We start from the raw sequence: 18,354 nt of genomic DNA on the forward strand, positions 1-18,354 counted from the left end.
GAATTAATTCCCTGATAGTTTACGAAGTTCGATTTTGTTGACCAATGCCTGTGCACGCACAGCATCGTACTGACCAACTGTTAATGGGGTACCGTTTACAGTCACTACAGCAATATCAAATGCACCTTGCACATAGATCGGCATTTCTAGACCATTCGCTGCATGGTAGGTTGCTTGCTCTACAGTCATATCTGTATTTGCAATCGCATTCCAATCACCTACCGATCCTTCAGTGACTGTAGGGTGATCCGCTAAGTTATTTGTTCCAATCTTGAGCAGATCACCACGCTTATACGCTGTGGCCGTTTTTACTTTTGCATTTTCTGTGCGAACACCATCCCCAACTACAAGTTGTGTTGTGGTGATTGTTTGAGTAATTGTGCTCATTAATTTTTTGCTCCCTGTTGAGCTGCAGCAAATTGGTTAAATGCCTGATCAAGTGCTGAACCTTGATTACCGCCTTGCCCTTGCCCACCCTGACCACCTGTAGCTTGGTGACTAAACAAATGATTAAGGTGTGATGGAATTTGTTGCTGTTGTTGGCCAGCTGCTGGCTGAGTACCTGCTGAGAATTGACGAAGTTGTTTAGCTGAGAATGCAAATGCAGAGTCATCTAATGCCTTCATCTCGGTAATATCTTCCGCGCTAAACTCTTTGCCCAGATCTTTACCTAAAGCGGTAATTTCTGCTTCACGCTTTGCTGCAGCAAACTGCTTGTTTTGGGCTTCAAGCTCAGAGTTTTTAGTCTCAAGCTCTTGAATACGGGCTTGCGCCTTTTCTAATTCGGTCACGTCTGTGTCCTCTGTAGGTTGATTTGCTGTGCCGGGTTTTGCTGAGAAAGCATTTACCGACGTTGTTCGATCCGCACCTGTAGAGCAGATCGTAAATTCACGGATACGGTTGTTTCGAAATACTGCGACTGGCCCTGTGAATGTCTGTCCATTCACAACCACATTCACCCCTTGCCCCACTTCCTCAACAGATCCGGGATCAATGAACATGGACATCTGAAACGGATAACCATCATCTGCGTCATCTACTACTTCACGTGCTTTCGCATTGCGTAGAAAGTCGCCAGTCACTGTGATGTTTTGATTGATACCAACTTCTTTCACCACACCGACACGGCTGGTACTGAAGTGCTCTTCTAGTAAAGGTGTTGGGGTTGGAATCTCAATTCCTTCAAGATCGAAAACAACACCATTTCGACCCCAAAACCAATGACCATCAACACGACCACCACCATAAGCCGTGCCTTTAAAGGTTCGCTTCTTATCCCCTTCAACCTGAGGAACAATGTCCACGGCGGATAGTGAGAATAGGTACTTGCCCTGCACTTCATTAAGTTCAGGCATTTTCATGCTCCATAAAAAAAACCACCTACAAAGGTGGTCTTGAATGTTTGTGTTTTAAATACTGTGGATTAAGGCTAAAAGCTTCTCTTCAGTATCTTTAGTGTGGTCATAAAATACTGATCTTTCATTCTTAAGAGCTGATGCCAATGTATCAATGATTCGCAGCTTCTCCTCAAGTGAATAATCTTGCTTAAGGATAGCTTCTGAAGTATTACTATCCGCTGATGCGTTACTCCCATTAGACTCAACACCTAAAGCCACATTTCCATTTGACACATCTGAACTTTGACATAAAGCATTTGATCCAAAGTCACGCCCCATTGAATGGCAGCCGTCTTTATCAACTTTTAAGGCACCTGTTAAAAATAATCGTAACTGTTGCTCTTCTTCTGCAGTTTCAATTTTTAATGTCCGGATGAACTTAGGTAGCTTCGCGCCTTCTTCAACCACGACAGAGTTTGAATCATCAATACCTATTACACGCATTTTATTTTCCTCAATAAAAAACCGCCCATTAGGCGGCTTCAGTTAATTTTTAATCATGGTTTCTTTGGTGGTCGAGATAAAACGCAGCACATGGCTCGTACAAGATTATTCACTCTTGAGGGGCTACCAATCACAACTACTTTTTTCCCGCATCCGCATGGCGAATAACCATTACCATTTCGACCATTCAAACCATGTCGACACGATTCACATTTTTCAGTCATTAATTTACCAATGCTTTAAGTGTGTAAATCATCTTGCCATTCAGCGTTGCAATCGAAACAACCTCAAATGACAAACCCATTGGCATCAATACGCCATGACCAGCATTCAATTCGCTTAGGTCAACCCCTAAGCCTTTAGCATTCTCAATTTGCAACACCACATCGGAAGCATTTTCGGCTAACAGCAATGGCGAATTAAATTGAATCGTTTGGCCAATCTCATAAGCCACTACATGCTGCAAGGTCACACCACCTGTCACGATTGAAGCAGAATTACTCGCCACGGCGCTTAAGGCTTGCATGTCCTGTCTGAGCCACTGCTTTAAAACATCGTCCGCTTTCGAGCTCACTGACGCATTTAGATAGTTCGTGATTGCAGCATCATTGCCCTGCACATAATCCAAGAATGTCTTGATTGCACTCGGTCTAATGGATGGATCTAAAGGAATAACCTTGTTGGCCACCGTGTTGAATAGATCTCTCGATTTATCATTCATTGGAGCTAAAAGACTTGTTAGCTTTTTAGATGCAGTCCATTCAGCTTTAATCGCTTCCTTTTGCTCCAGTAGATACTCCTTATCCAGTAATGACTTAGAAATCTTCTGATCAACCAAAGCCTCAAACTCTCCAAATTGCAAAGGATGTGAACTCCAGTCCAATGCTTCTGCAACTTCGGGCAACTTGTCATCTGGTGTAATGCCGTATTTCAATGCTTGCCTCTCAGTCAAAGCAATAACGGTGCATCTGCAACGAAAACCCAATGGAGGGTAATGCGTTAGCCAAAACGGATGATCTATCGGTAATACAATTCGATTCAATGCCAAATGTGCAGGACGCACACGTGAATCATTGATGGCCGAATACATCAGATACTGACGTTTATCTTTATTCCGTTGCTGTTGCTGCCAACGTCCATGGCCATAGGCACTTTGGATATTGGTCCGAAAGACGTTGTCCAGGTAATGCTTAGGTAAAATGATTTCGGATTCAGCTACAAGCTTCTGAAAATCGTTGAAGGTGCCACCTGAAGCTAAAGTTTTGTTAAGTGACTTAATCACTGACTCAGCTTGTTCAATACTCGACAAAAAACTAACCGTGGTCGCCATCTGCCGTGTCTTAAGATCCATTGAGTAAAACTCATCAGGCAGCACCACTTTCCTACTATGCGCATACTGCAGCGCTTCAAGAAACGTGACTGGTTGCATCTATTTCCCCTTAGCAGCTGTTGCATACCCCAATACATCTGCAGCATATAAAGCCTGATCTAGATTCGCTGCAAATTGCGACTTTGTTGCATCAGGTATTAATCGAGACAAATTGAATAGCAGCGCCTCTGGTGTCTCAGATTCAAATGCTAACTGTTTAATTTGCTCATGGGTCAATAGCACAAGTTGATCTTGGGCATCGGTCAGCTCATCCACCTCTTGCTGCTCAGGTGACTGCTTTTGCACTGATGCCTTAAAACTGAATGCTTGATGAGGTAGTGCTGAGAATTTGGTGTTAGGGACTGCATCACCGGTATTCATCTTGAAATGCTCAGCCTTAATGCCGTATGTCTCAATCACATACTGATCATTAAACTCAACACCTAATGTTTTAAGCTTAATATCACGATCAACAACAGCAACCTTAAGATCCTGTTCACCACCCAAGACAATTGTGTGCTTTTCAAAGTTGTTCAGCAGGCAGAGTGCGTCTATGAGCTCTTGAATCGTAGGCGTGATCATGCGTAGGTCTGAATTACGCTTATCTAAGCGAACATCGTTATGCACTTCACCCAAAGCTCGACTTCCAACACCATCAGTCCCACTTGTGAGCGTTTGACCTAAGACTACCTTTTGAATACGGCGGGTTAATACATTGTCAAAAGCTTCAAATGCTGTGCTGCCACCATTGGAAGAGCTTCCACCAATAGTTTCTACAGAATCCTCTGCGCCAATAGACATAACTGATTGAGCATGTGCATTGAGCAAAGCCGATGTCATGGCATCAATATCATCCTGTTTACGATCTTTACCACCCACTTTCCCCAATAAGATTGGCGTACCAAAACGTTCTAAGAACTTGACCCAAAACTTTGTTGTATTGGTACGGAAGAACCATAGCCAATAAAGCTTCGACAGTAATGGATCACCATAAGGCTGTTTGAATGTAGGTTTACGGCGTGTCAAAAAGAACTTGAGTGGGTATTTGGCATTCACATCAACTTCGGTAGCATTTTGTCGGTAGATTAGGCGTCCATCATTCTTAGGTTCAAACCATTCTAGAGGCTTAACTACAATCTCATTTAAGGTAAATTTACTGTCACTGGTAAGCGCATAGTTAGCCTCCATAACCGAATAACCGTAAGGGCAAGCTTCCCATGCACCTGAGACGATCTCAGCATGCCAACGAGTGAATAAATCCTTTAGAAAAACCGTTTGCTCCCCATGATCTTCAACAAATCGCCACGGCGCATTGAGAACTGCATCAAGGCGTGTCTCCATGGCCTGTGCAATCTCATCATCTACCATAAGGACTGATAATCGTTGCCGGGTTAGCCCAGCCTGACGAAGTACTTCGTCAATATCAGCTTTGCGACCCAAAGTGAATGCAAGGTTCTCAACAGCAACCTCTGTCATTAAGCCAGCTGATTTAGGCTTTGTTTTCTTACTTTGTGACTTCTTTGCCATCTTAAAAACCTTTTAGAAACTTCGTGAACCTCCCCCTCCTGGTCTTAATCGTGCAGGCGGCTTGATATCACTAAAACAGATCATGACGCTATCAGCCCGGTTAGGTGACAAGGCACCATCAGGTTGCTTATTTACGAGGATTTTGCCAGCACCGTTTTTACTGTAGGTCGGCTGTGATAACTCACGCTTGAGTTGCTCTAGTTCGCGCTTATCCAAATCTTCAGTCGATAGTGAGATAAGTGCATCAGGATCGTATTGCATGCCTTGTAGTGCTCTGTACGTGTTCTGGAAGCGCATACGCAAACTCCACCACATTTGAGCTTTTAGGTTTGCGAAGAAATCGATATTCTTCCGAGCCTCTACCATCTCAAGCTCTGGGTTATGAACTGCGCCCGATCCCCTGAACGGATCTGCTTGGATTTCATCAATTCCTTTAGCACTGTTCTGCTCGTTAATGACTCGGGCATCACCGCGCACACCAGCTCCCAAGCCATCTGCATCGTAAAAGAACAAATTCAGTTTTTGCTCTAAGCAAATATCGATTGCCTTTTGGGTTGTTCCAAAGATGTCATCACCGATGCCTGACCATGTATCCAAATACTGCAGAACAATGCCATGACGTGCGGCAAAGGAGTTTTTATCCTTACCCTCATCCGCCACATCAAGTGCACCATTACGCTCACCCGATGGCTGTATATCGAGTTTTAGGTGTGAATCTACAGCTGCCTCAACCCATGCCGATGGAATCAACACACCTTCAACTGAAGCGGCATAGTCAATATCAACTTCTTGGGCTAAGACAATGTCGTCAAGCGTCGCAATTTGCTTTTCATACCACGGATGAATCAGCTTCCCATGTAGTGAGACAGTCCAGTTTTTATCTGGGTTGTCCCGCCATGCCATCGTAAACACGGCGTAACGACCACTGAATCGATCTTGATGAAACTTGTCCCCGATACCGTTTGGAGTTGATCCCTTGATATGAACGTTGGTGTTCTGCGATATAGCTGCATCTACAGCTTCTTGACGCTCTACGAATGCCCATTCATCAAGAAAGTACATTGTGGTACGTCCACCACGGCCAATGTTGTCTCCAGCCTCGCCCGTAACGGTCGCACCATTATCAGGATTGATAATACGCATGTAGTTGTCGTGGACCTTTTCGACAAATCCTTTCGGCTTCATCCAATCAGGAAGTTTTGAGAACATATCTCGGAACTTATGCAGCAGGGTTTTAGGATCACCCTTCTTATCAACTAGATCCTCTTTACGACTACCCACACCACCAGCAAAGCCCTCTACAAATAACCATCTATGCAGGTAGAAACCAAGAACAACATAGCTCATACCTTCATCACGACTCTTCTCAATGAGGCCATGGGTTTGAGTGCTTTCACGCTCAAGCAACCAATTGACCAATTCAACTTGTCCAGGGCGAAGCACAAACGGAATATTTGCCGGTAATCCAAAAGGCATACCTCTTGGATCGTAGGTCCACACCCAATGATTAAACCAATGTGCTGGATCATTCTTACACTTGTATATCTCAGCCTGAATGCTGAGTTCGCTTTGCTCTATTACTGCTCGATAATAGTAACGTCTAGTCATCTCAGCAATGACTTCAGGCAAGCGTGTATTAATTGTCCACTCTTTAATGAGGGGTGCTATTTCTTCTATTGCGTAACTCATAATTTGCCATTAATTGCTAAGCGAGATAGCTCTTGTGCTGACATCCCAGCAAGCTGCTCAGGGGTATACATGGCAGGGCGTTGACTGTGCTCTGTTTCAGTTTTAATCGCTCCACCATCTTTGCCCGTAATTTCTAACTTACGCTCATAGTGGCCTTTCACAATCTTCTGAATTTGATCAATCAACTTAATCGACATCACCACATTGCCTTTCTTCGAAACCAAAAGGTCACTTAAGATTTGCAATTGAATAATGTCGTTTGCACCGATGATGTTGTAGATCGGCTGTTCAATATATTTCTTCCGTGCTTCATGGAATAAATCCACTAACTCTTGCGAAAGATCCGCACCTGCAGTCTTTGTTGGGTCATATGATTCCACCTGTTGTGGGGAAACATCTATCTTAAAGTTTTCCTTGATGGACGCTACCACCTCAGTAGGTGTCATAAACTGCGCAAGCGACCGAACAATAAAGACTTTTTCTGCTTTTTTAAGCCTTGCCATAACTCACCATCCATCAAGGTACATCAAGGTAAGTGGGCAAAAAAATTTGAAACTAACCTATTACACAGTTCCCACAACACGCAGACACATTAAAATCAGATACAAACGTCGCATTCTTGGTGATTTCGACTAAGCGCTTAACACTGTCGCTTGCACCCCAACGTTTGACCACGCCATAGAACTCTTCAACGTCATGGCCTGCCAAGTAATGCTTTGGTAAGCCAGTATTGTCGCTGTAAATGATTTCGTCGTCTTGATCACGCTCAACGCCAATGTGATAAAGCTCATGCTCGATCAAGGCACAGAAGTCATGATCTGAAGCTTGCTCACAGAATGATGCATCTATAGTGATTAGATAAACAGGTACACAACCAAACCAGTCCCGCATCTGCTGTTCTTGCCGGGCTTTCTTCCATCCACCTTGGTTGAACATCACTTTTTCACATTGCCCTAGTACCATGCGCTTTTTTGACTGGCATGCAGATGATGCCCATGCAAATGCTAAAAAGGTTTCGTCATCGTGTAGCAGCTCGGAGATATGGTCATGATCTGGATTATGGAGATGGCCACCAATGGTTAAATAATTTTTAATCACCCATTCTTTTAATTCCACGGCGGGCGCAAGGCGAATTGCTTCTTCTTCCTCAGCCTGATCAATGAGATCCGTCGGTGGGAATGGTCTGATCTGTTCCATTGAATATCTGTCTCTTTAAGTTTTTCAGCCATTGTGATGAGAAATTAGCTTCAATCTGCAGTGGTCCAACCTCATCAATCTTGTAACGATTGGCTGACTCAATACGAACAACGGTATACCCCATCTCTGCAGCGTCATCGTATCGGTCTAGACCCCAAGCCTTATTTGCCAATTTCCCACCTCGCCCACCAGACCAAGGGCCGCCTGAAATCTCAACCAAGATTCGATGCTCAATTAAATGGAAGTCAAAACGCCAATGCTTAGTAGAATTAAATTGGAATTTCTTTTCATATTTGATGCCTAGTACACCTAAAGCATGTTCAAATTCTTCTTCTGCTTCTAAGTATGCTTCTTTGGCTTTTGGCAAAGGTTTAGAGCGTGGTTTGGTTTTAGGTGGGCGCTTTTTGGTTTTCCAGAAGTAGTCGTCTGCATTCATATATTGCGCCCATTAAAAAACCACCCGAAGGTGGTTTAGTTTAAAACAACATCGACATCTGCCCAAACTCATAAATAATTAATGTAAGGGCAAGAGCCGAAACCGAGATTACAAGCACATCTTGTGAAATCATACTTATCTCCCTTTATTGTTCTTTTTTTATACTCTCACAACTAGAAATATTTTCAACACTAAAAGAATACATTTCTCACAATTTACAGTGATAGAAATGTAAGAAATTATACATGAACAGTTTATTTGTTAATTAATCGTAGAGACCTAGTTTTAGATTTTTAATTCGCTTTTTGAGCTTTATCATGATGCCGTCAATCGCCAGCATCTCATCACGTGTCAAACCAGAACGGCTTAAATTTTGATACTTAGACAGCTCAGCACTGCAAAATTCTAAGTCTTTTTTCGCTTGTACTTTATCTGTCATGATTACCTCGAATAGAAAAGAAAACCCCGCCAATAATTCATATTGAGCGGGGTTTATGTGCCGTAATCCGTTCGGCTAAAAGGAAATGTAAATTGCTCAATAAAAAACCCGCTTACCTCTCCCAAAGTAAGCGGGTTAAATTTGCGCTTTATTACTAATTCTTTAATTCATCTTTATTTTTCACAGAATATAATCCCATTGTTTCACTATGATGAATAAATCACTCAATTTCTTAAATATCACTTAACTTCTTTCAAGCAATCACGACACACCTTGATCTCATCACCATCAATCGTGTGATCTATCTCAATTGCACCATGAAGGCCAAATAAACACATTAACAATCGGAGCATTACTTTTCTCCATGCAAAAAAAAGCCCACCTCAGCAGTAGATTGATGTGGGCTTAAACTAAGGACCTTGGAAGGTCATTCAGAAACTACAGCTGTTTCTAGCAGCAATCATGCATACTTATTCGTGAATTTTTTGTGAAAAATGAATTAAGAATAAATCAATATTTTATGAATTAACTTTAATTGAAATCTGGGTGGCGGCATTCAATACAAACCACTAGGAATAAAGAAACCACCATACGAGCCCCAATATTGCTTACACAAAAAACATTTCTCGGAGCATTAAAAATGCCCACATTTCTGTGAGCATTTGTTGTAATTCTCGTCTTTCCGAGTGTCAATCGATTTACCTAGTTAGATGGTCTATAACAACATCTAACCTAATGAAAAAATTACTCGATATTTGCTATTCAGTCAATCAATTTATTTCGTATATTTTTGATAAATATCACGTTTAATTCACAAAGGATATGATGTTTGATTGAATTATTTGCGTTTACCTAAGACATAAAAAAAGCCCACATTATGAGTGTTAATATGGGCTCCCTTATCATTTGCGCTGATTTGGGTAAATGTGTCGCTATATAACAACGGAAAAAGAATAAATTGATTTAATAAAAATGCTAATTTATTTTCATTATATGTATTTAAAATACATTTTAAGAAATTATAGCGATAGGAAAGCCCTCTCCGCGGGGCCAAACGCTACTCACAATCACATCAACCTTACATGCACGGTCAACTTCACTTGCTTTCGTTCTCTTTAAGGTCGGGTTGCCAAACCCTAGCTGGAATCGCCTAAAGCATCTAGGCTTTTACTCAAGGCATGTACTGCAAGCTGGCATACTCGCAGGATATGATTGCCATATTTCAGGCAACAAAAAAGCCCGATCATTTGACCGAGCTTTAATGTATGTAAAATCTGGGTGGCGGCATTAAATTTTAAACCACTACGAATAAAGTTAAGCCGCCATTGGGTGCCTTGATATTGCTTTCACAGAACATTTCTCAAGGCAACAAAAAGCCCATCGTGTGATGAGCTTTAAAGTCTTGGTCTCGGATAAACCGTAATACGACCAGTATAGTAAAACTATAGCTTAGTTATCAGAATAATGATAGACCTTACGCCTTTAAATCTTTGTAGGTTTCTTTCTTGTATTTTTCAATTGATTTTGAAGCTTCGTCTATAGCGGACTCCAAAGCCAATGACATTAAGTTTTCGTACTGCTTCCAAGTTAGACGGTAGACATTTGTTGTCATCTGCATGGTATTAATCCCTGCATAATACAAACGCCCTTGAGCAGTAATATTATTCTCAAGCTGGGGATCTAAAGAGAAATCTATAACCATGCGCGCAATTAAGTAAGCCAAGTGATTCATAGTAATTTGCTCAGGCTCTCGCTTCTTATCAGCCACGGCGTTCTGAAGCATAATATTTACCAGGTGCATACGCACATATTCATAATCACTTTGACACTTGCCCTCAAAGACAATTAATGAAGTAACCGACTTCGCCAGTTGCGTATCCATTGTAGCAATGGCACCTAAACGATCTTCGTGGTTCAAAGGCTTTTCTCCAGTGCCATGAGCTTGTGGCTCAAAATTTGGTGACTTTGCAGTAATGCCATGAGTCAACCATTCAAATTGTTCAAATTTATCTGCCATAACTGCATTCATCCCAAATCCCCTCAAATCAAACTCAAATCTAAAATTGTCATAGTTCCCCAGTGAACCGCACCTATATCAATCCAATAGCAGTTGTCACGCTTGCATGGTTTTTGGGTAACTGTATGTCCCATGATTACCGCATCAACTCCGGATACATTGGTGTACTGCTTTTTCTCCTCATCTAGTCGGTCACGTCCCCACATTGCTAATTGACCTGCATCCCTTATTGAAGGCAAATCAAAACTAAGCTTGAACTTTTCCCAGTCATTTTCTTCAATGTGCCCATGAACAAATCCAAATTTCTTACCGCGATGTGTAACCTCCAATGCAATAGGTAATTCAGAAAAGGTTTTAGCAATTTGAAATTGATCTTCAACACTCAGCTCGTAAAACCATTCACCACCATTTTCCATGTGGCATTTCACTGCAGCGCGATCTTTTAATCCCCAAATACACAAATCCTCATGATTGCCGCGCACCGATGTAAACCACGGCTTAGACAATAGCTCGATGCATTCAATATTCTGGGTACCTCGATCCACCAAATCCCCAACAGCAACAAGCAAGTCATTTTCAAAATCAAAGTTAATTTCTTCTAGACGACTCATAAGCAAGTTGTAGCAGCCATGAATATCACCAACCGCATAAAGCTTGCCTGTTATCTCTTTTTCCCAAACCTTAACCATTGCCATTTCATCACCCTATTAATTTAAAAATTTGCTCAATCGCTTTGCCGCTTTTCACTTGCTCGGTGCTAAACCGTATTACCTGATAACCCATCATTGTTGCTGCGTTGTATTTGTCTAAGTCCCCTAAATACCCCTTACCCCTTGTATGTCTGCCATTACTCCAGATTCCACCTTCCACTTCGACCAATATCTTTTTGTCCTTCAAATGAAAATCAGCTCTCCATTTACGTGTAGGGTGAAACTGAAACTCCTGCTCAAACTCAATTTTTAAAGCTCTAAGTGCAGTCGCCAATATCACCTCACCCTCACTCTGTACTTTTTGACCTTTTACCTTTGGGCGCTTAGATCCTCTTTTAGGTCTATTAGTACCGATCATCTTTTTGTATTCAGCAATGGAGTAGCTGCTAGTCATCAGTCACCCGAAATCAACTTGATCACCAAAATCACTACAACCAATGCAGAGCAAAATCCTAGTCCAAAACTAAAGCCACGATTCATCCACTCCCAAACAGCGCCATTATTAAAACCGCCGTTTACCCACTTCCAAAAAAACTTGATTGCGAAAAACACAAATGCACTAAGCAGTAGACAGAGTAGAAAGTCTTCATTACTCATCCCTCAACCACCTCAACATCCGCACATAGACACATAAACGGCGTTCCATCATCCAAGCGCCCATATACCCGACCATCTTCAACTCGATCCAATACACCGTATCCAGTGAAGCGTTTGCCTGAGTAAATCGTTGCTGATTCACCAATAAAATCTACTTTTACGCGGTCGCCTTTTTTAGGTTCTGTTTTGTTGTGCCAAACGCGCTTACCATCAACGGTACCGAAACCACAAATTAGACAGGCAACGTCGCAACCGTGTTGGCAATGCATATTGTTATGCTCTGAAACTCTCGTATTCGGGCTAATGTGGCGGATATCGGTTACATGATCTGTGTGGTCATCATCCTGAAACACACCAGAAGTAAGATGCGAATGCATCTTAGATTTCTGTCTAGCTATTAATTCCCTTAGTGTCTCAATCGGAATATATGGCTTGTGATTAAGTCGACCATTGTGTGGATATCCATCATCAACACTCTCCCAAGCACTCACACACCAAACCATTGCAGGCTCATCAAAAAATTCTGAGGTTTTAGCAAAATACGTACAGTCTCGGTCATCAACCTCAAGGAAAATCCCCGACCCCTCTGGCGCACTATTCACAACTTCGCATACGCGTTCGATAGTTAATTTCATTCTGTCACCCCAAATAACTGTTTTGCTTTACCGCTGAGGAAGTAGCGAAAATCATCATTCTTTCCACCTTGAATCACACTGACCAACCCCATTACAACCAAGCCACTTAAGTAACGCTGCACTGAACGAATACTTAAATGGGGTAATGCCTGTGCTTGAATTTCCCTAGAAGTGGCAATTTTGGTATTTTTAATAACGATCAAGACATCAATACCGCGATTTAGAACTGCGGCTTTGCTGTAGTCCACTTGGCGTTCATTCATTTACCACCTCGACAAATCATTTTCTTAGTAAGATCGAATAGCTTTTTGGCGGTTCGTAGGTTTGGGGTGAAAATTTGAATCAACTCACATTTATCACAATCAAACTCCTCGATCGTAAGCTCACAAAAAACATGCTCCTGAAGAATGTCATAAGCTGATTTAGCATCCCATTCATCATATTCGTAACTTGTGCGACTCCAAATTTCCCAAGTGCCTTTTGGTGTGTCATCCCACTCACTATCAGTGTTTTTGGTAAACACCTTCTCTGGATAGCGCTGAGGGGCAAGCGCCATCAATAGCGCCTTAGCTGTGTTGCTATTCTTTTTTATTTGACGCTTTTTCACGCTTCACCCCCAACACGTTCATCTGCCCAATTACACTCAACCACATCCAACCCATCATGCTGAAAACGAGACCAGAGGCGATCGCCCAAGTCTTGCTCTAATTCATGTGCTGTCATGTTTGAAATCAACATGGTTGGTTTGCCAGCGTCATATCGTGAGTAAAGAACTTTGTGCACCAGCTGGAGACGGTTTTCATGACGGTCATGCAATCCATATTCATCAAGAATCAATAGATCGTATTCAGTGAATCGATGAACTGCGTTTACCTCACTGTCATCAGCCTTGGTCCATGCATTCGCTATTTCGTTGGCCATGTCTTCAGAAGTCACATAGCGGGCATACTTTTGAGTCTCAAGAATGTTTCGAGCCACGGCGCAAGCTAAGTGTGTTTTCCCAGTACCGGTACGACCAATCATGATTAGGTTGCGCTTGATCCCCTTCGTGAAATCTTTCACAAACGTGACACATTGAGTTTTTGCATTTTGCTGACCGCTATTCGCGACCAAGTATTCTCTGAACCCACTGTTCGCATGACGGGTTGGAAGTTTTGCGCCTTGGAAGTGCTTTTCACGTACCATGGCATTCACGGCGTTGTGGTGTTCTGCTTGAGCTTTGTTAAGCGCTTCTGTTGAGCATTGCTTGCAGAACGACTTACCACGGAAAGAAACCATTTGCACCTGGTGCAACTGGCAGAACTCTGTCGATTGCTGAATATCGAAATTAAGCGGTGCGATTGCGTTCATAGGAGCCCCCTTGTATCCACATCACCTGTTGCTGGTTCATAGTTCTGAACCTCCCCCCAAGGATCATTCACGTTGCGGTTGTTTGGTTTTTCAGAAGATTGTTTGCGTGTTGGTTTTCTTCCTTCGCGTTCTGCCTTGGTCACTTGTTTCTCAAACTCCTGCACCAACCAAGCTGCGAACTTTCTCGTTTTTTGGTTTTCGGTGAGATGGATTTTGTTTTCCCAGTGCGCATTAAAACTACCCAAGTGAAACTGGAAATCAGGCATGGTTAAAATTTCGTTTACCCGATGACTGAATTTCGTTTGAAGCAAAATTGTGCTTAGGAAATTCTGATCAGGTTTCCATGAATCATCCTGAGCTGAATTTTCAGGCAATTCCTGTTGTGTGTTTATATCTGTAGTAATCTCTGTAGTAGTCTCTGTATTTGTCCCCTTTTTGAAATGGGGAGGGTCTGCCTTTTCAAATGGGGAGCCTCCCCCTTTTGAAAGTGGGAGGGTGGTCATTTCAAAAAGCACAGGGGTAATGAGCTCAACAAACAAAACATTGTTGTATTTCTGATTGTTAGCTTCAATTGTGCGAAAATGACGTTTTAGCACCCCACATTTCTCGAGACGATCAAATGCCTCTTTGACTTGCTGTTTTGAGAAGCCATATTGATCAGAAAAACTCTGGTAAGAACGCTGCAAAAGATCAGATTTAAACTTCTTTTTAACGCGCACAACTTGACCAGAATACTCATCTCGTACCACTGTAGGTCGATGCCAATAAACGATTTCTGAAAGCACAACGATAGCGTTTAAATCGGGTTTTCCACTCTCTAAAACGAAGGTACTAAACCAACTGGTTGGTAAGATGTTACCCTCAAGGTGAACACTACCAACCTGATCCACGACATCATGGCCAGTGCTGAATAAACTCATTTAGCACACTCCAATTTGACTAAGCCGCGCTTTTCCAACTGACGAATAATTCGAGGTTCGACAAATTCGTTGTTGATTTTGTACCGGGTACGTGACTTTTCTTTCACTTGAACAAGTTGGGTACCTTCCTGCATTTGACGACGTATCGCTATGGCTTGTCCCCCCATTTGGGTTGTATGCTCAAGAATGAAATAAGCTTCCTGCGCCTCAATAGCTTTGTTCATGACTGACAAAGGCATAGCCGCAAGCTCTTTAGGTGTGTAGATCTTCACTGGATCAAGTAAAGGGATAATTGCTTCGATAGGTGCTGGAGAAACGGTGATATCTTGTTTCTTTTTGGTGATTTTCTTCATAATGCACCACCTTTGATATTTAAATAAGCACCCACTCTGTCGCCCTCATATTTCAGCTCATCGAGCAAGTCTTGTAGTCCAAATTGATTTGCTCGATTGATGAGGTGGCGAATAAATTCATTTTTTTCATGATCACCATCTTCATCGTCACAATCGCATTCACACTCATGGTCTTCACATTCAGAACAGTGAAAATCAACACCACGATCTGTCAGCTCTTCAGCAATCGATTCAAGATCACTTTCATCTGCTTCGCTTATGAAGCTCATCACGTCATCAAGTGTCATACCCCACCTACCTTTTCATTCATCTGAATGAATCGTCCAAACATAAAAATCTGACCTGCTCGATGCAGGCTTGAAATGATTTCACCTGCATACCAAGCTGAAATACGATGATCATTGATCAGCATTTCCATAAACTCATCACGCGTGACGGCAGCATTCTTTTCATCACCGTTTACTTTGCGTAGGTTCGCCCTACGGATCTCCAGCAATCCCTCTAATGTGCGGAGTGCTGGCTCGTACCATGATTGAAGTTCCATGGCCTGCTTGTGCTCAGGCTTCTTTTGAATGACCTTGTTGGTAATCATGGAACCTCCGCTAAGGCTTGTTCGGCTTTAGTAAGACGGCGTTTTGCATTGAGCTCAGTAGTTGAGGCACTACGAACAAACTTTTTGTTTAGGGTTAAGATGCCAATACCGATATATACATCCACGGTGTTTTCATAGACTTCCACGACGTTATAAATTTCATCGAAGCTACCTATGACTTCATTAAGTACAACAGCATCGCCGATTAAAAAATCTGTATTGTCTTCAATGACTTGTTGTGCTACATTTGCGTCATTCATGAAAGTGTACCCTCTGAATTGAATACTAAAGCCCGATCTCAACTCTCGGGCTTTTTTTTGCCTGTTTGGTGTGTTAGATTCAGATCTATGTTCAATTCCACTAGAATGTTTTTGAACTAAAAGTCTGAGCTCACTCTCAGGCTTTTTTTTGCCTAATTTATGTGTTAGATTCAAATACATATCCACCCCCGCATGGTTGGATATATTTGATAGCCTGACGTCGAACTCAGGCTTTTTTTTTGATTACAATTTGTGCTAAATTTGAACTGTTCATTATTTCCACCTCTAGGGTAATGAATCGAAAAGCCTGATCCCCAAGATCAGGCTTTTTCTTTGCTTGAGTTATGCTCAATCCCTTCAAATCCCTCTCGAAATTCAACCTCTGTGCTTAAATCCCGCAACAAAGCTGATACTCCCAAGCGCTCAAAGGTTTTTGCTTGTAAATTAAGTACATGCCACTCACCCGCAATTTCTTTTTCTAAAAGATATGCAAGATACTGGGCTAAATCTTTCCCTTTAATTTCGGCAAGAGCTTTTGCTCTTTCATGGTTTTCAGGAGACAACCGAACATGTGTGGATTTTTTATCAAGACTCATGAGGTTACCTGTGTTGTCGGCTTCTTGATTTCATGTGGGATGCTCGGCTCAAGAATTAGAAGCCCTCTGGCAGAGACCTCTGGAACGAACTCACCCCATTGACTAATGGCAGATCTAGAAACCCCTAGATTTCTGGCAAGACTTGCTGCATCGCTGTAAAAAGCGATGGCATCTACCGTTTTAATAATTACTTCCATAGCAAGATCCAAAATAAAGCATTGTTAAACACAGTTAACCATAATTTATTTAAACTATCAAGCATACTTAACTTATTGATCGTTAAGCTAGCTTTACTTTGTAAGGTAAACAAAACATGAGCACACTTCAGGAAAGATTCTCTCTAGCTATAAAGCACTATGAAAAAACCTCTGGTAAGCGGTTTGTTAAAGCGCATTTGGCAGATTATTGCGGCGTAAGTCGCCCTGCGGTCTCTGAGTGGATTGACAAGAATGTCCAGACACTTGAGCAAGATAATGCTGAAAAAGCGGCTAGATTTCTTGGTGTGAACCACAGGTGGCTTAATGGTTTAAGTCCATCAATGTTGGAAGATGCAACTCCCCTCAATAACTCTACTCCAGATATCCCCCATCGACCTGTTATTGCTTGGGAGGCTCCAGAAGATTTAGACCCAAACACATATGTCATCATTCCGCATGTTGACGTAAAGTTTTCCGCGGGAAATGGATATATGGCTGAATTTGAACCCACTAAAAGAGAGCTGGGAACAGCTCAGCTAATAGATTGGATTCACAAGAAAAAGGTTTCCCCTAAAAATCTAATCACCGTAGATATTGATGGCGATAGCATGGAGCCGAGAATACCTAACGGGAGTGTTGTGATGCTTGATAAGTCAATTAACACTCTAGATCAGGTTCAATCCGGCAAGGTTTATGCTATTCGCTATGGTGCCGAGCTAAAGATTAAGCGCCTATCCAAAAGATTCGATGGCGCGCTAATTATTGATAGTGACAACCCCCTCTATGATCGAGAAGTAGTTGATCCTAGTCAGTTAGAGCATATAAGCATTATTGGTAAGTATGTTTCTCACTCATATGATGGTGAGATTTAATAGTATTTCTTAAATAAAAAACTCAATACGATATCAATCAAGATGCTCCTTGAAGAAAATTCTTGTAAGAGGAAAACATAATGATCGCAACACTTAATAAATCCAAAACTGCGCTAACAATTAACCGTCAAGAATTTAAATTGGCATTAGAAAAAATTGGAGCTGGAATTGATAAACAAATAGCCTCGCTCAATAAAGCCAAACAAAGCTATGACCCTGTGGAAATAGCAAGTGAGGTTATTGGTGAAGTAAATATCTTTGAAGCGATTATTGACGGCTTTAATGAAGAGGAAGGTACTAATCTAAAACTAGCTGATATAACCAATCTTGATACAGCACAAGGTTGGATTGATGACTTTTTAGGAAAGTATTCTAAACCCCAAACATGACTTGAGGTTGATAAGAAGAATCTAAGATGAATAAATTTGACTATATGAAACTAGGGATACTCTGTGTAGTCGTAACTCTTTGTTGGATTTCTATGATTTTTTAAAATGCGAACCCGAAGCCATTTCTTTCACATACATCGGATGGAGAAATATATGAATCAAAATACAAAAGAAGCTCTTATTCTTGAGCTCACTAAAGCAAAGGTTGGTAAACAACATATCGACAACCCTACCAATACCAATCTAACAAAAGCAGAATTTTGGATTGAGAGTTATTTGGAAGCTGAAAAAGAAATAGAAGAAGTAATTAATCGACTTATACCTGAAAATTAATTTAAAACTACGAGCCTTTCACAAACCCTTTAAAG

At 41.7% G+C, this 18,354-nt stretch carries 28 protein-coding genes; 3 read left to right on the top strand and 25 right to left on the bottom strand.

Features of this window, described 5'->3' with window-relative positions; genetic code table 11:
* Positions 1 to 3: 3 nt before the first annotated feature.
* The 25 genes from GVX98_RS07625 to GVX98_RS07740 all read right to left on the bottom strand — a co-directional run bounded on the left by GVX98_RS07625 (position 4) and on the right by GVX98_RS07740 (position 16,725).
* On the bottom strand, positions 4 to 387 hold the full coding sequence (locus GVX98_RS07625; RefSeq protein ID WP_159127699.1) for a hypothetical protein: 384 nt from the start codon (positions 385 to 387) through the stop codon (positions 4 to 6).
* Complete coding sequence (locus GVX98_RS07630; protein WP_159127700.1) at positions 387 to 1,355, bottom strand: hypothetical protein; 969 nt, start codon at positions 1,353 to 1,355, stop codon at positions 387 to 389. The genes GVX98_RS07625 and GVX98_RS07630 overlap by 1 nt, the downstream gene beginning before the upstream one ends.
* 54 nt (positions 1,356 to 1,409) lie before the next feature.
* Positions 1,410 to 1,841 carry a hypothetical protein gene (locus GVX98_RS07635; RefSeq protein ID WP_159127701.1) on the bottom strand — a complete coding sequence of 144 codons (432 nt, stop codon included), beginning with the start codon at positions 1,839 to 1,841 and terminating at the stop codon, positions 1,410 to 1,412.
* 223 nt (positions 1,842 to 2,064) lie between these two features.
* The gene (locus tag GVX98_RS07640) at positions 2,065 to 3,270 is read right to left on the bottom strand and encodes a phage minor head protein (protein WP_159127702.1); all 1,206 of its coding nucleotides are present in this window, start codon (positions 3,268 to 3,270) and stop codon (positions 2,065 to 2,067) included.
* Positions 3,271 to 4,737: a DUF935 family protein gene (locus GVX98_RS07645; protein WP_159127703.1), complete on the bottom strand. Its 1,467-nt coding sequence runs from the start codon at positions 4,735 to 4,737 to the stop codon at positions 3,271 to 3,273.
* Between the two features lie 12 nt (positions 4,738 to 4,749).
* Positions 4,750 to 6,426: a terminase gene (locus tag GVX98_RS07650; RefSeq protein WP_159127704.1), complete on the bottom strand. Its 1,677-nt coding sequence runs from the start codon at positions 6,424 to 6,426 to the stop codon at positions 4,750 to 4,752.
* Positions 6,423 to 6,929 (bottom strand): DUF2280 domain-containing protein, encoded by a 507-nt coding sequence (locus GVX98_RS07655; protein WP_159127705.1) that lies wholly within the window; start codon positions 6,927 to 6,929, stop codon positions 6,423 to 6,425. The genes GVX98_RS07650 and GVX98_RS07655 overlap by 4 nt, the downstream gene beginning before the upstream one ends.
* 52 nt (positions 6,930 to 6,981) lie before the next feature.
* Positions 6,982 to 7,623 carry a putative metallopeptidase gene (locus GVX98_RS07660; RefSeq protein ID WP_159127706.1) on the bottom strand — a complete coding sequence of 214 codons (642 nt, stop codon included), beginning with the start codon at positions 7,621 to 7,623 and terminating at the stop codon, positions 6,982 to 6,984.
* On the bottom strand, positions 7,583 to 8,059 hold the full coding sequence (locus tag GVX98_RS07665) for a hypothetical protein (RefSeq protein WP_159127707.1): 477 nt from the start codon (positions 8,057 to 8,059) through the stop codon (positions 7,583 to 7,585). The genes GVX98_RS07660 and GVX98_RS07665 overlap by 41 nt, the downstream gene beginning before the upstream one ends.
* A 265-nt stretch (positions 8,060 to 8,324) precedes the next feature.
* Complete coding sequence (locus tag GVX98_RS16760; RefSeq protein WP_171503308.1) at positions 8,325 to 8,498, bottom strand: hypothetical protein; 174 nt, start codon at positions 8,496 to 8,498, stop codon at positions 8,325 to 8,327.
* A 1,474-nt stretch (positions 8,499 to 9,972) separates the two neighbouring features.
* Entirely contained in the window at positions 9,973 to 10,527 is a 555-nt protein-coding gene (locus tag GVX98_RS07670; RefSeq protein WP_159127708.1) for a hypothetical protein, read from the bottom strand.
* 11 nt (positions 10,528 to 10,538) lie between these two features.
* The gene (locus GVX98_RS07675) at positions 10,539 to 11,210 is read right to left on the bottom strand and encodes a metallophosphoesterase (RefSeq protein WP_159127709.1); all 672 of its coding nucleotides are present in this window, start codon (positions 11,208 to 11,210) and stop codon (positions 10,539 to 10,541) included.
* Between the two features lie 4 nt (positions 11,211 to 11,214).
* Positions 11,215 to 11,619: a DUF559 domain-containing protein gene (locus GVX98_RS07680; RefSeq protein ID WP_159127710.1), complete on the bottom strand. Its 405-nt coding sequence runs from the start codon at positions 11,617 to 11,619 to the stop codon at positions 11,215 to 11,217.
* Positions 11,619 to 11,822, bottom strand: coding sequence for a hypothetical protein (locus GVX98_RS07685; RefSeq protein WP_159127711.1), 204 nt, complete (start codon positions 11,820 to 11,822; stop codon positions 11,619 to 11,621). Before GVX98_RS07685 ends, GVX98_RS07680 begins: the two co-directional genes overlap by 1 nt.
* The gene (locus GVX98_RS07690) at positions 11,819 to 12,199 is read right to left on the bottom strand and encodes a hypothetical protein (RefSeq protein ID WP_159127712.1); all 381 of its coding nucleotides are present in this window, start codon (positions 12,197 to 12,199) and stop codon (positions 11,819 to 11,821) included. The genes GVX98_RS07685 and GVX98_RS07690 overlap by 4 nt, the downstream gene beginning before the upstream one ends.
* A gap of 254 nt (positions 12,200 to 12,453) precedes the next feature.
* A complete protein-coding gene (locus GVX98_RS07695) occupies positions 12,454 to 12,720 on the bottom strand; it encodes a hypothetical protein (RefSeq protein ID WP_005400124.1) in 267 nt (88 codons plus the stop codon).
* Positions 12,717 to 13,064: a hypothetical protein gene (locus tag GVX98_RS07700; RefSeq protein ID WP_159127713.1), complete on the bottom strand. Its 348-nt coding sequence runs from the start codon at positions 13,062 to 13,064 to the stop codon at positions 12,717 to 12,719. The genes GVX98_RS07695 and GVX98_RS07700 overlap by 4 nt, the downstream gene beginning before the upstream one ends.
* Positions 13,061 to 13,807 (bottom strand): ATP-binding protein, encoded by a 747-nt coding sequence (locus GVX98_RS07705; RefSeq protein ID WP_159127714.1) that lies wholly within the window; start codon positions 13,805 to 13,807, stop codon positions 13,061 to 13,063. Before GVX98_RS07705 ends, GVX98_RS07700 begins: the two co-directional genes overlap by 4 nt.
* Complete coding sequence (locus tag GVX98_RS07710; protein WP_159127715.1) at positions 13,804 to 14,727, bottom strand: hypothetical protein; 924 nt, start codon at positions 14,725 to 14,727, stop codon at positions 13,804 to 13,806. The genes GVX98_RS07705 and GVX98_RS07710 overlap by 4 nt, the downstream gene beginning before the upstream one ends.
* Positions 14,724 to 15,080 (bottom strand): hypothetical protein, encoded by a 357-nt coding sequence (locus tag GVX98_RS07715; RefSeq protein WP_159127716.1) that lies wholly within the window; start codon positions 15,078 to 15,080, stop codon positions 14,724 to 14,726. The genes GVX98_RS07710 and GVX98_RS07715 overlap by 4 nt, the downstream gene beginning before the upstream one ends.
* On the bottom strand, positions 15,077 to 15,367 hold the full coding sequence (locus GVX98_RS07720; protein WP_159127717.1) for a hypothetical protein: 291 nt from the start codon (positions 15,365 to 15,367) through the stop codon (positions 15,077 to 15,079). Before GVX98_RS07720 ends, GVX98_RS07715 begins: the two co-directional genes overlap by 4 nt.
* Entirely contained in the window at positions 15,364 to 15,672 is a 309-nt protein-coding gene (locus GVX98_RS07725) for a hypothetical protein (protein WP_159127718.1), read from the bottom strand. Before GVX98_RS07725 ends, GVX98_RS07720 begins: the two co-directional genes overlap by 4 nt.
* Positions 15,669 to 15,932, bottom strand: coding sequence for a hypothetical protein (locus GVX98_RS07730; protein ID WP_159127719.1), 264 nt, complete (start codon positions 15,930 to 15,932; stop codon positions 15,669 to 15,671). The genes GVX98_RS07725 and GVX98_RS07730 overlap by 4 nt, the downstream gene beginning before the upstream one ends.
* 320 nt (positions 15,933 to 16,252) lie before the next feature.
* Positions 16,253 to 16,528 carry a hypothetical protein gene (locus GVX98_RS07735; protein WP_159127720.1) on the bottom strand — a complete coding sequence of 92 codons (276 nt, stop codon included), beginning with the start codon at positions 16,526 to 16,528 and terminating at the stop codon, positions 16,253 to 16,255.
* Complete coding sequence (locus GVX98_RS07740; protein WP_159127721.1) at positions 16,525 to 16,725, bottom strand: Cro/CI family transcriptional regulator; 201 nt, start codon at positions 16,723 to 16,725, stop codon at positions 16,525 to 16,527. The genes GVX98_RS07735 and GVX98_RS07740 overlap by 4 nt, the downstream gene beginning before the upstream one ends.
* Positions 16,726 to 16,841: 116 nt before the next feature.
* On the opposite strand from GVX98_RS07740, the gene GVX98_RS07745 reads away from it, so the two are divergent.
* The 3 genes from GVX98_RS07745 to GVX98_RS07755 all read left to right on the top strand — a co-directional run bounded on the left by GVX98_RS07745 (position 16,842) and on the right by GVX98_RS07755 (position 18,319).
* The gene (locus tag GVX98_RS07745; RefSeq protein ID WP_159127722.1) at positions 16,842 to 17,597 is read left to right on the top strand and encodes a S24 family peptidase; all 756 of its coding nucleotides are present in this window, start codon (positions 16,842 to 16,844) and stop codon (positions 17,595 to 17,597) included.
* A gap of 80 nt (positions 17,598 to 17,677) precedes the next feature.
* Positions 17,678 to 17,986, top strand: coding sequence for a hypothetical protein (locus tag GVX98_RS07750; protein WP_159127723.1), 309 nt, complete (start codon positions 17,678 to 17,680; stop codon positions 17,984 to 17,986).
* A gap of 153 nt (positions 17,987 to 18,139) precedes the next feature.
* Positions 18,140 to 18,319: a hypothetical protein gene (locus GVX98_RS07755; RefSeq protein WP_159127724.1), complete on the top strand. Its 180-nt coding sequence runs from the start codon at positions 18,140 to 18,142 to the stop codon at positions 18,317 to 18,319.
* The last annotated feature ends 35 nt before the right edge of the window (positions 18,320 to 18,354 follow it).

Origin of the sequence: Acinetobacter sp. 8I-beige (genome assembly GCF_902505955.1) — a bacterium.
GTDB classification, from domain to species: Bacteria; Pseudomonadota; Gammaproteobacteria; order Pseudomonadales; family Moraxellaceae; genus Acinetobacter; species Acinetobacter johnsonii.

What these genes read in the sequence shown, in the direction of transcription:
- GVX98_RS07630 (WP_159127700.1), bottom strand. Translation starts at nt 1,355, where the DNA reads ATGCCTGAACTTAATGAAGTGCAGGGCAAGTACCTATTCTCACTATCC.
- GVX98_RS07670 (WP_159127708.1), bottom strand. Translation starts at nt 10,527, where the DNA reads ATGAATGCAGTTATGGCAGATAAATTTGAACAATTTGAATGGTTGACT.
- GVX98_RS07645 (WP_159127703.1), bottom strand. Translation starts at nt 4,737, where the DNA reads ATGGCAAAGAAGTCACAAAGTAAGAAAACAAAGCCTAAATCAGCTGGC.
- GVX98_RS07690 (WP_159127712.1), bottom strand. Translation starts at nt 12,199, where the DNA reads ATGCATTCGCATCTTACTTCTGGTGTGTTTCAGGATGATGACCACACA.
- GVX98_RS07625 (WP_159127699.1), bottom strand. Translation starts at nt 387, where the DNA reads ATGAGCACAATTACTCAAACAATCACCACAACACAACTTGTAGTTGGG.
- GVX98_RS07735 (WP_159127720.1), bottom strand. Translation starts at nt 16,528, where the DNA reads ATGAGTCTTGATAAAAAATCCACACATGTTCGGTTGTCTCCTGAAAAC.
- GVX98_RS07635 (WP_159127701.1), bottom strand. Translation starts at nt 1,841, where the DNA reads ATGCGTGTAATAGGTATTGATGATTCAAACTCTGTCGTGGTTGAAGAA.
- GVX98_RS07675 (WP_159127709.1), bottom strand. Translation starts at nt 11,210, where the DNA reads ATGGCAATGGTTAAGGTTTGGGAAAAAGAGATAACAGGCAAGCTTTAT.
- GVX98_RS07715 (WP_159127716.1), bottom strand. Translation starts at nt 15,080, where the DNA reads ATGAAGAAAATCACCAAAAAGAAACAAGATATCACCGTTTCTCCAGCA.
- GVX98_RS07710 (WP_159127715.1), bottom strand. Translation starts at nt 14,727, where the DNA reads ATGAGTTTATTCAGCACTGGCCATGATGTCGTGGATCAGGTTGGTAGT.
- GVX98_RS07655 (WP_159127705.1), bottom strand. Translation starts at nt 6,929, where the DNA reads ATGGCAAGGCTTAAAAAAGCAGAAAAAGTCTTTATTGTTCGGTCGCTT.
- GVX98_RS07660 (WP_159127706.1), bottom strand. Translation starts at nt 7,623, where the DNA reads ATGGAACAGATCAGACCATTCCCACCGACGGATCTCATTGATCAGGCT.
- GVX98_RS07650 (WP_159127704.1), bottom strand. Translation starts at nt 6,426, where the DNA reads ATGAGTTACGCAATAGAAGAAATAGCACCCCTCATTAAAGAGTGGACA.
- GVX98_RS16760 (WP_171503308.1), bottom strand. Translation starts at nt 8,498, where the DNA reads ATGACAGATAAAGTACAAGCGAAAAAAGACTTAGAATTTTGCAGTGCT.
- GVX98_RS07725 (WP_159127718.1), bottom strand. Translation starts at nt 15,672, where the DNA reads ATGATTACCAACAAGGTCATTCAAAAGAAGCCTGAGCACAAGCAGGCC.
- GVX98_RS07705 (WP_159127714.1), bottom strand. Translation starts at nt 13,807, where the DNA reads ATGAACGCAATCGCACCGCTTAATTTCGATATTCAGCAATCGACAGAG.
- GVX98_RS07755 (WP_159127724.1), top strand. Translation starts at nt 18,140, where the DNA reads ATGAATCAAAATACAAAAGAAGCTCTTATTCTTGAGCTCACTAAAGCA.
- GVX98_RS07685 (WP_159127711.1), bottom strand. Translation starts at nt 11,822, where the DNA reads ATGAGTAATGAAGACTTTCTACTCTGTCTACTGCTTAGTGCATTTGTG.
- GVX98_RS07730 (WP_159127719.1), bottom strand. Translation starts at nt 15,932, where the DNA reads ATGAATGACGCAAATGTAGCACAACAAGTCATTGAAGACAATACAGAT.
- GVX98_RS07680 (WP_159127710.1), bottom strand. Translation starts at nt 11,619, where the DNA reads ATGACTAGCAGCTACTCCATTGCTGAATACAAAAAGATGATCGGTACT.
- GVX98_RS07745 (WP_159127722.1), top strand. Translation starts at nt 16,842, where the DNA reads ATGAGCACACTTCAGGAAAGATTCTCTCTAGCTATAAAGCACTATGAA.
- GVX98_RS07750 (WP_159127723.1), top strand. Translation starts at nt 17,678, where the DNA reads ATGATCGCAACACTTAATAAATCCAAAACTGCGCTAACAATTAACCGT.
- GVX98_RS07740 (WP_159127721.1), bottom strand. Translation starts at nt 16,725, where the DNA reads ATGGAAGTAATTATTAAAACGGTAGATGCCATCGCTTTTTACAGCGAT.
- GVX98_RS07695 (WP_005400124.1), bottom strand. Translation starts at nt 12,720, where the DNA reads ATGAATGAACGCCAAGTGGACTACAGCAAAGCCGCAGTTCTAAATCGC.
- GVX98_RS07665 (WP_159127707.1), bottom strand. Translation starts at nt 8,059, where the DNA reads ATGAATGCAGACGACTACTTCTGGAAAACCAAAAAGCGCCCACCTAAA.
- GVX98_RS07720 (WP_159127717.1), bottom strand. Translation starts at nt 15,367, where the DNA reads ATGACACTTGATGACGTGATGAGCTTCATAAGCGAAGCAGATGAAAGT.
- GVX98_RS07640 (WP_159127702.1), bottom strand. Translation starts at nt 3,270, where the DNA reads ATGCAACCAGTCACGTTTCTTGAAGCGCTGCAGTATGCGCATAGTAGG.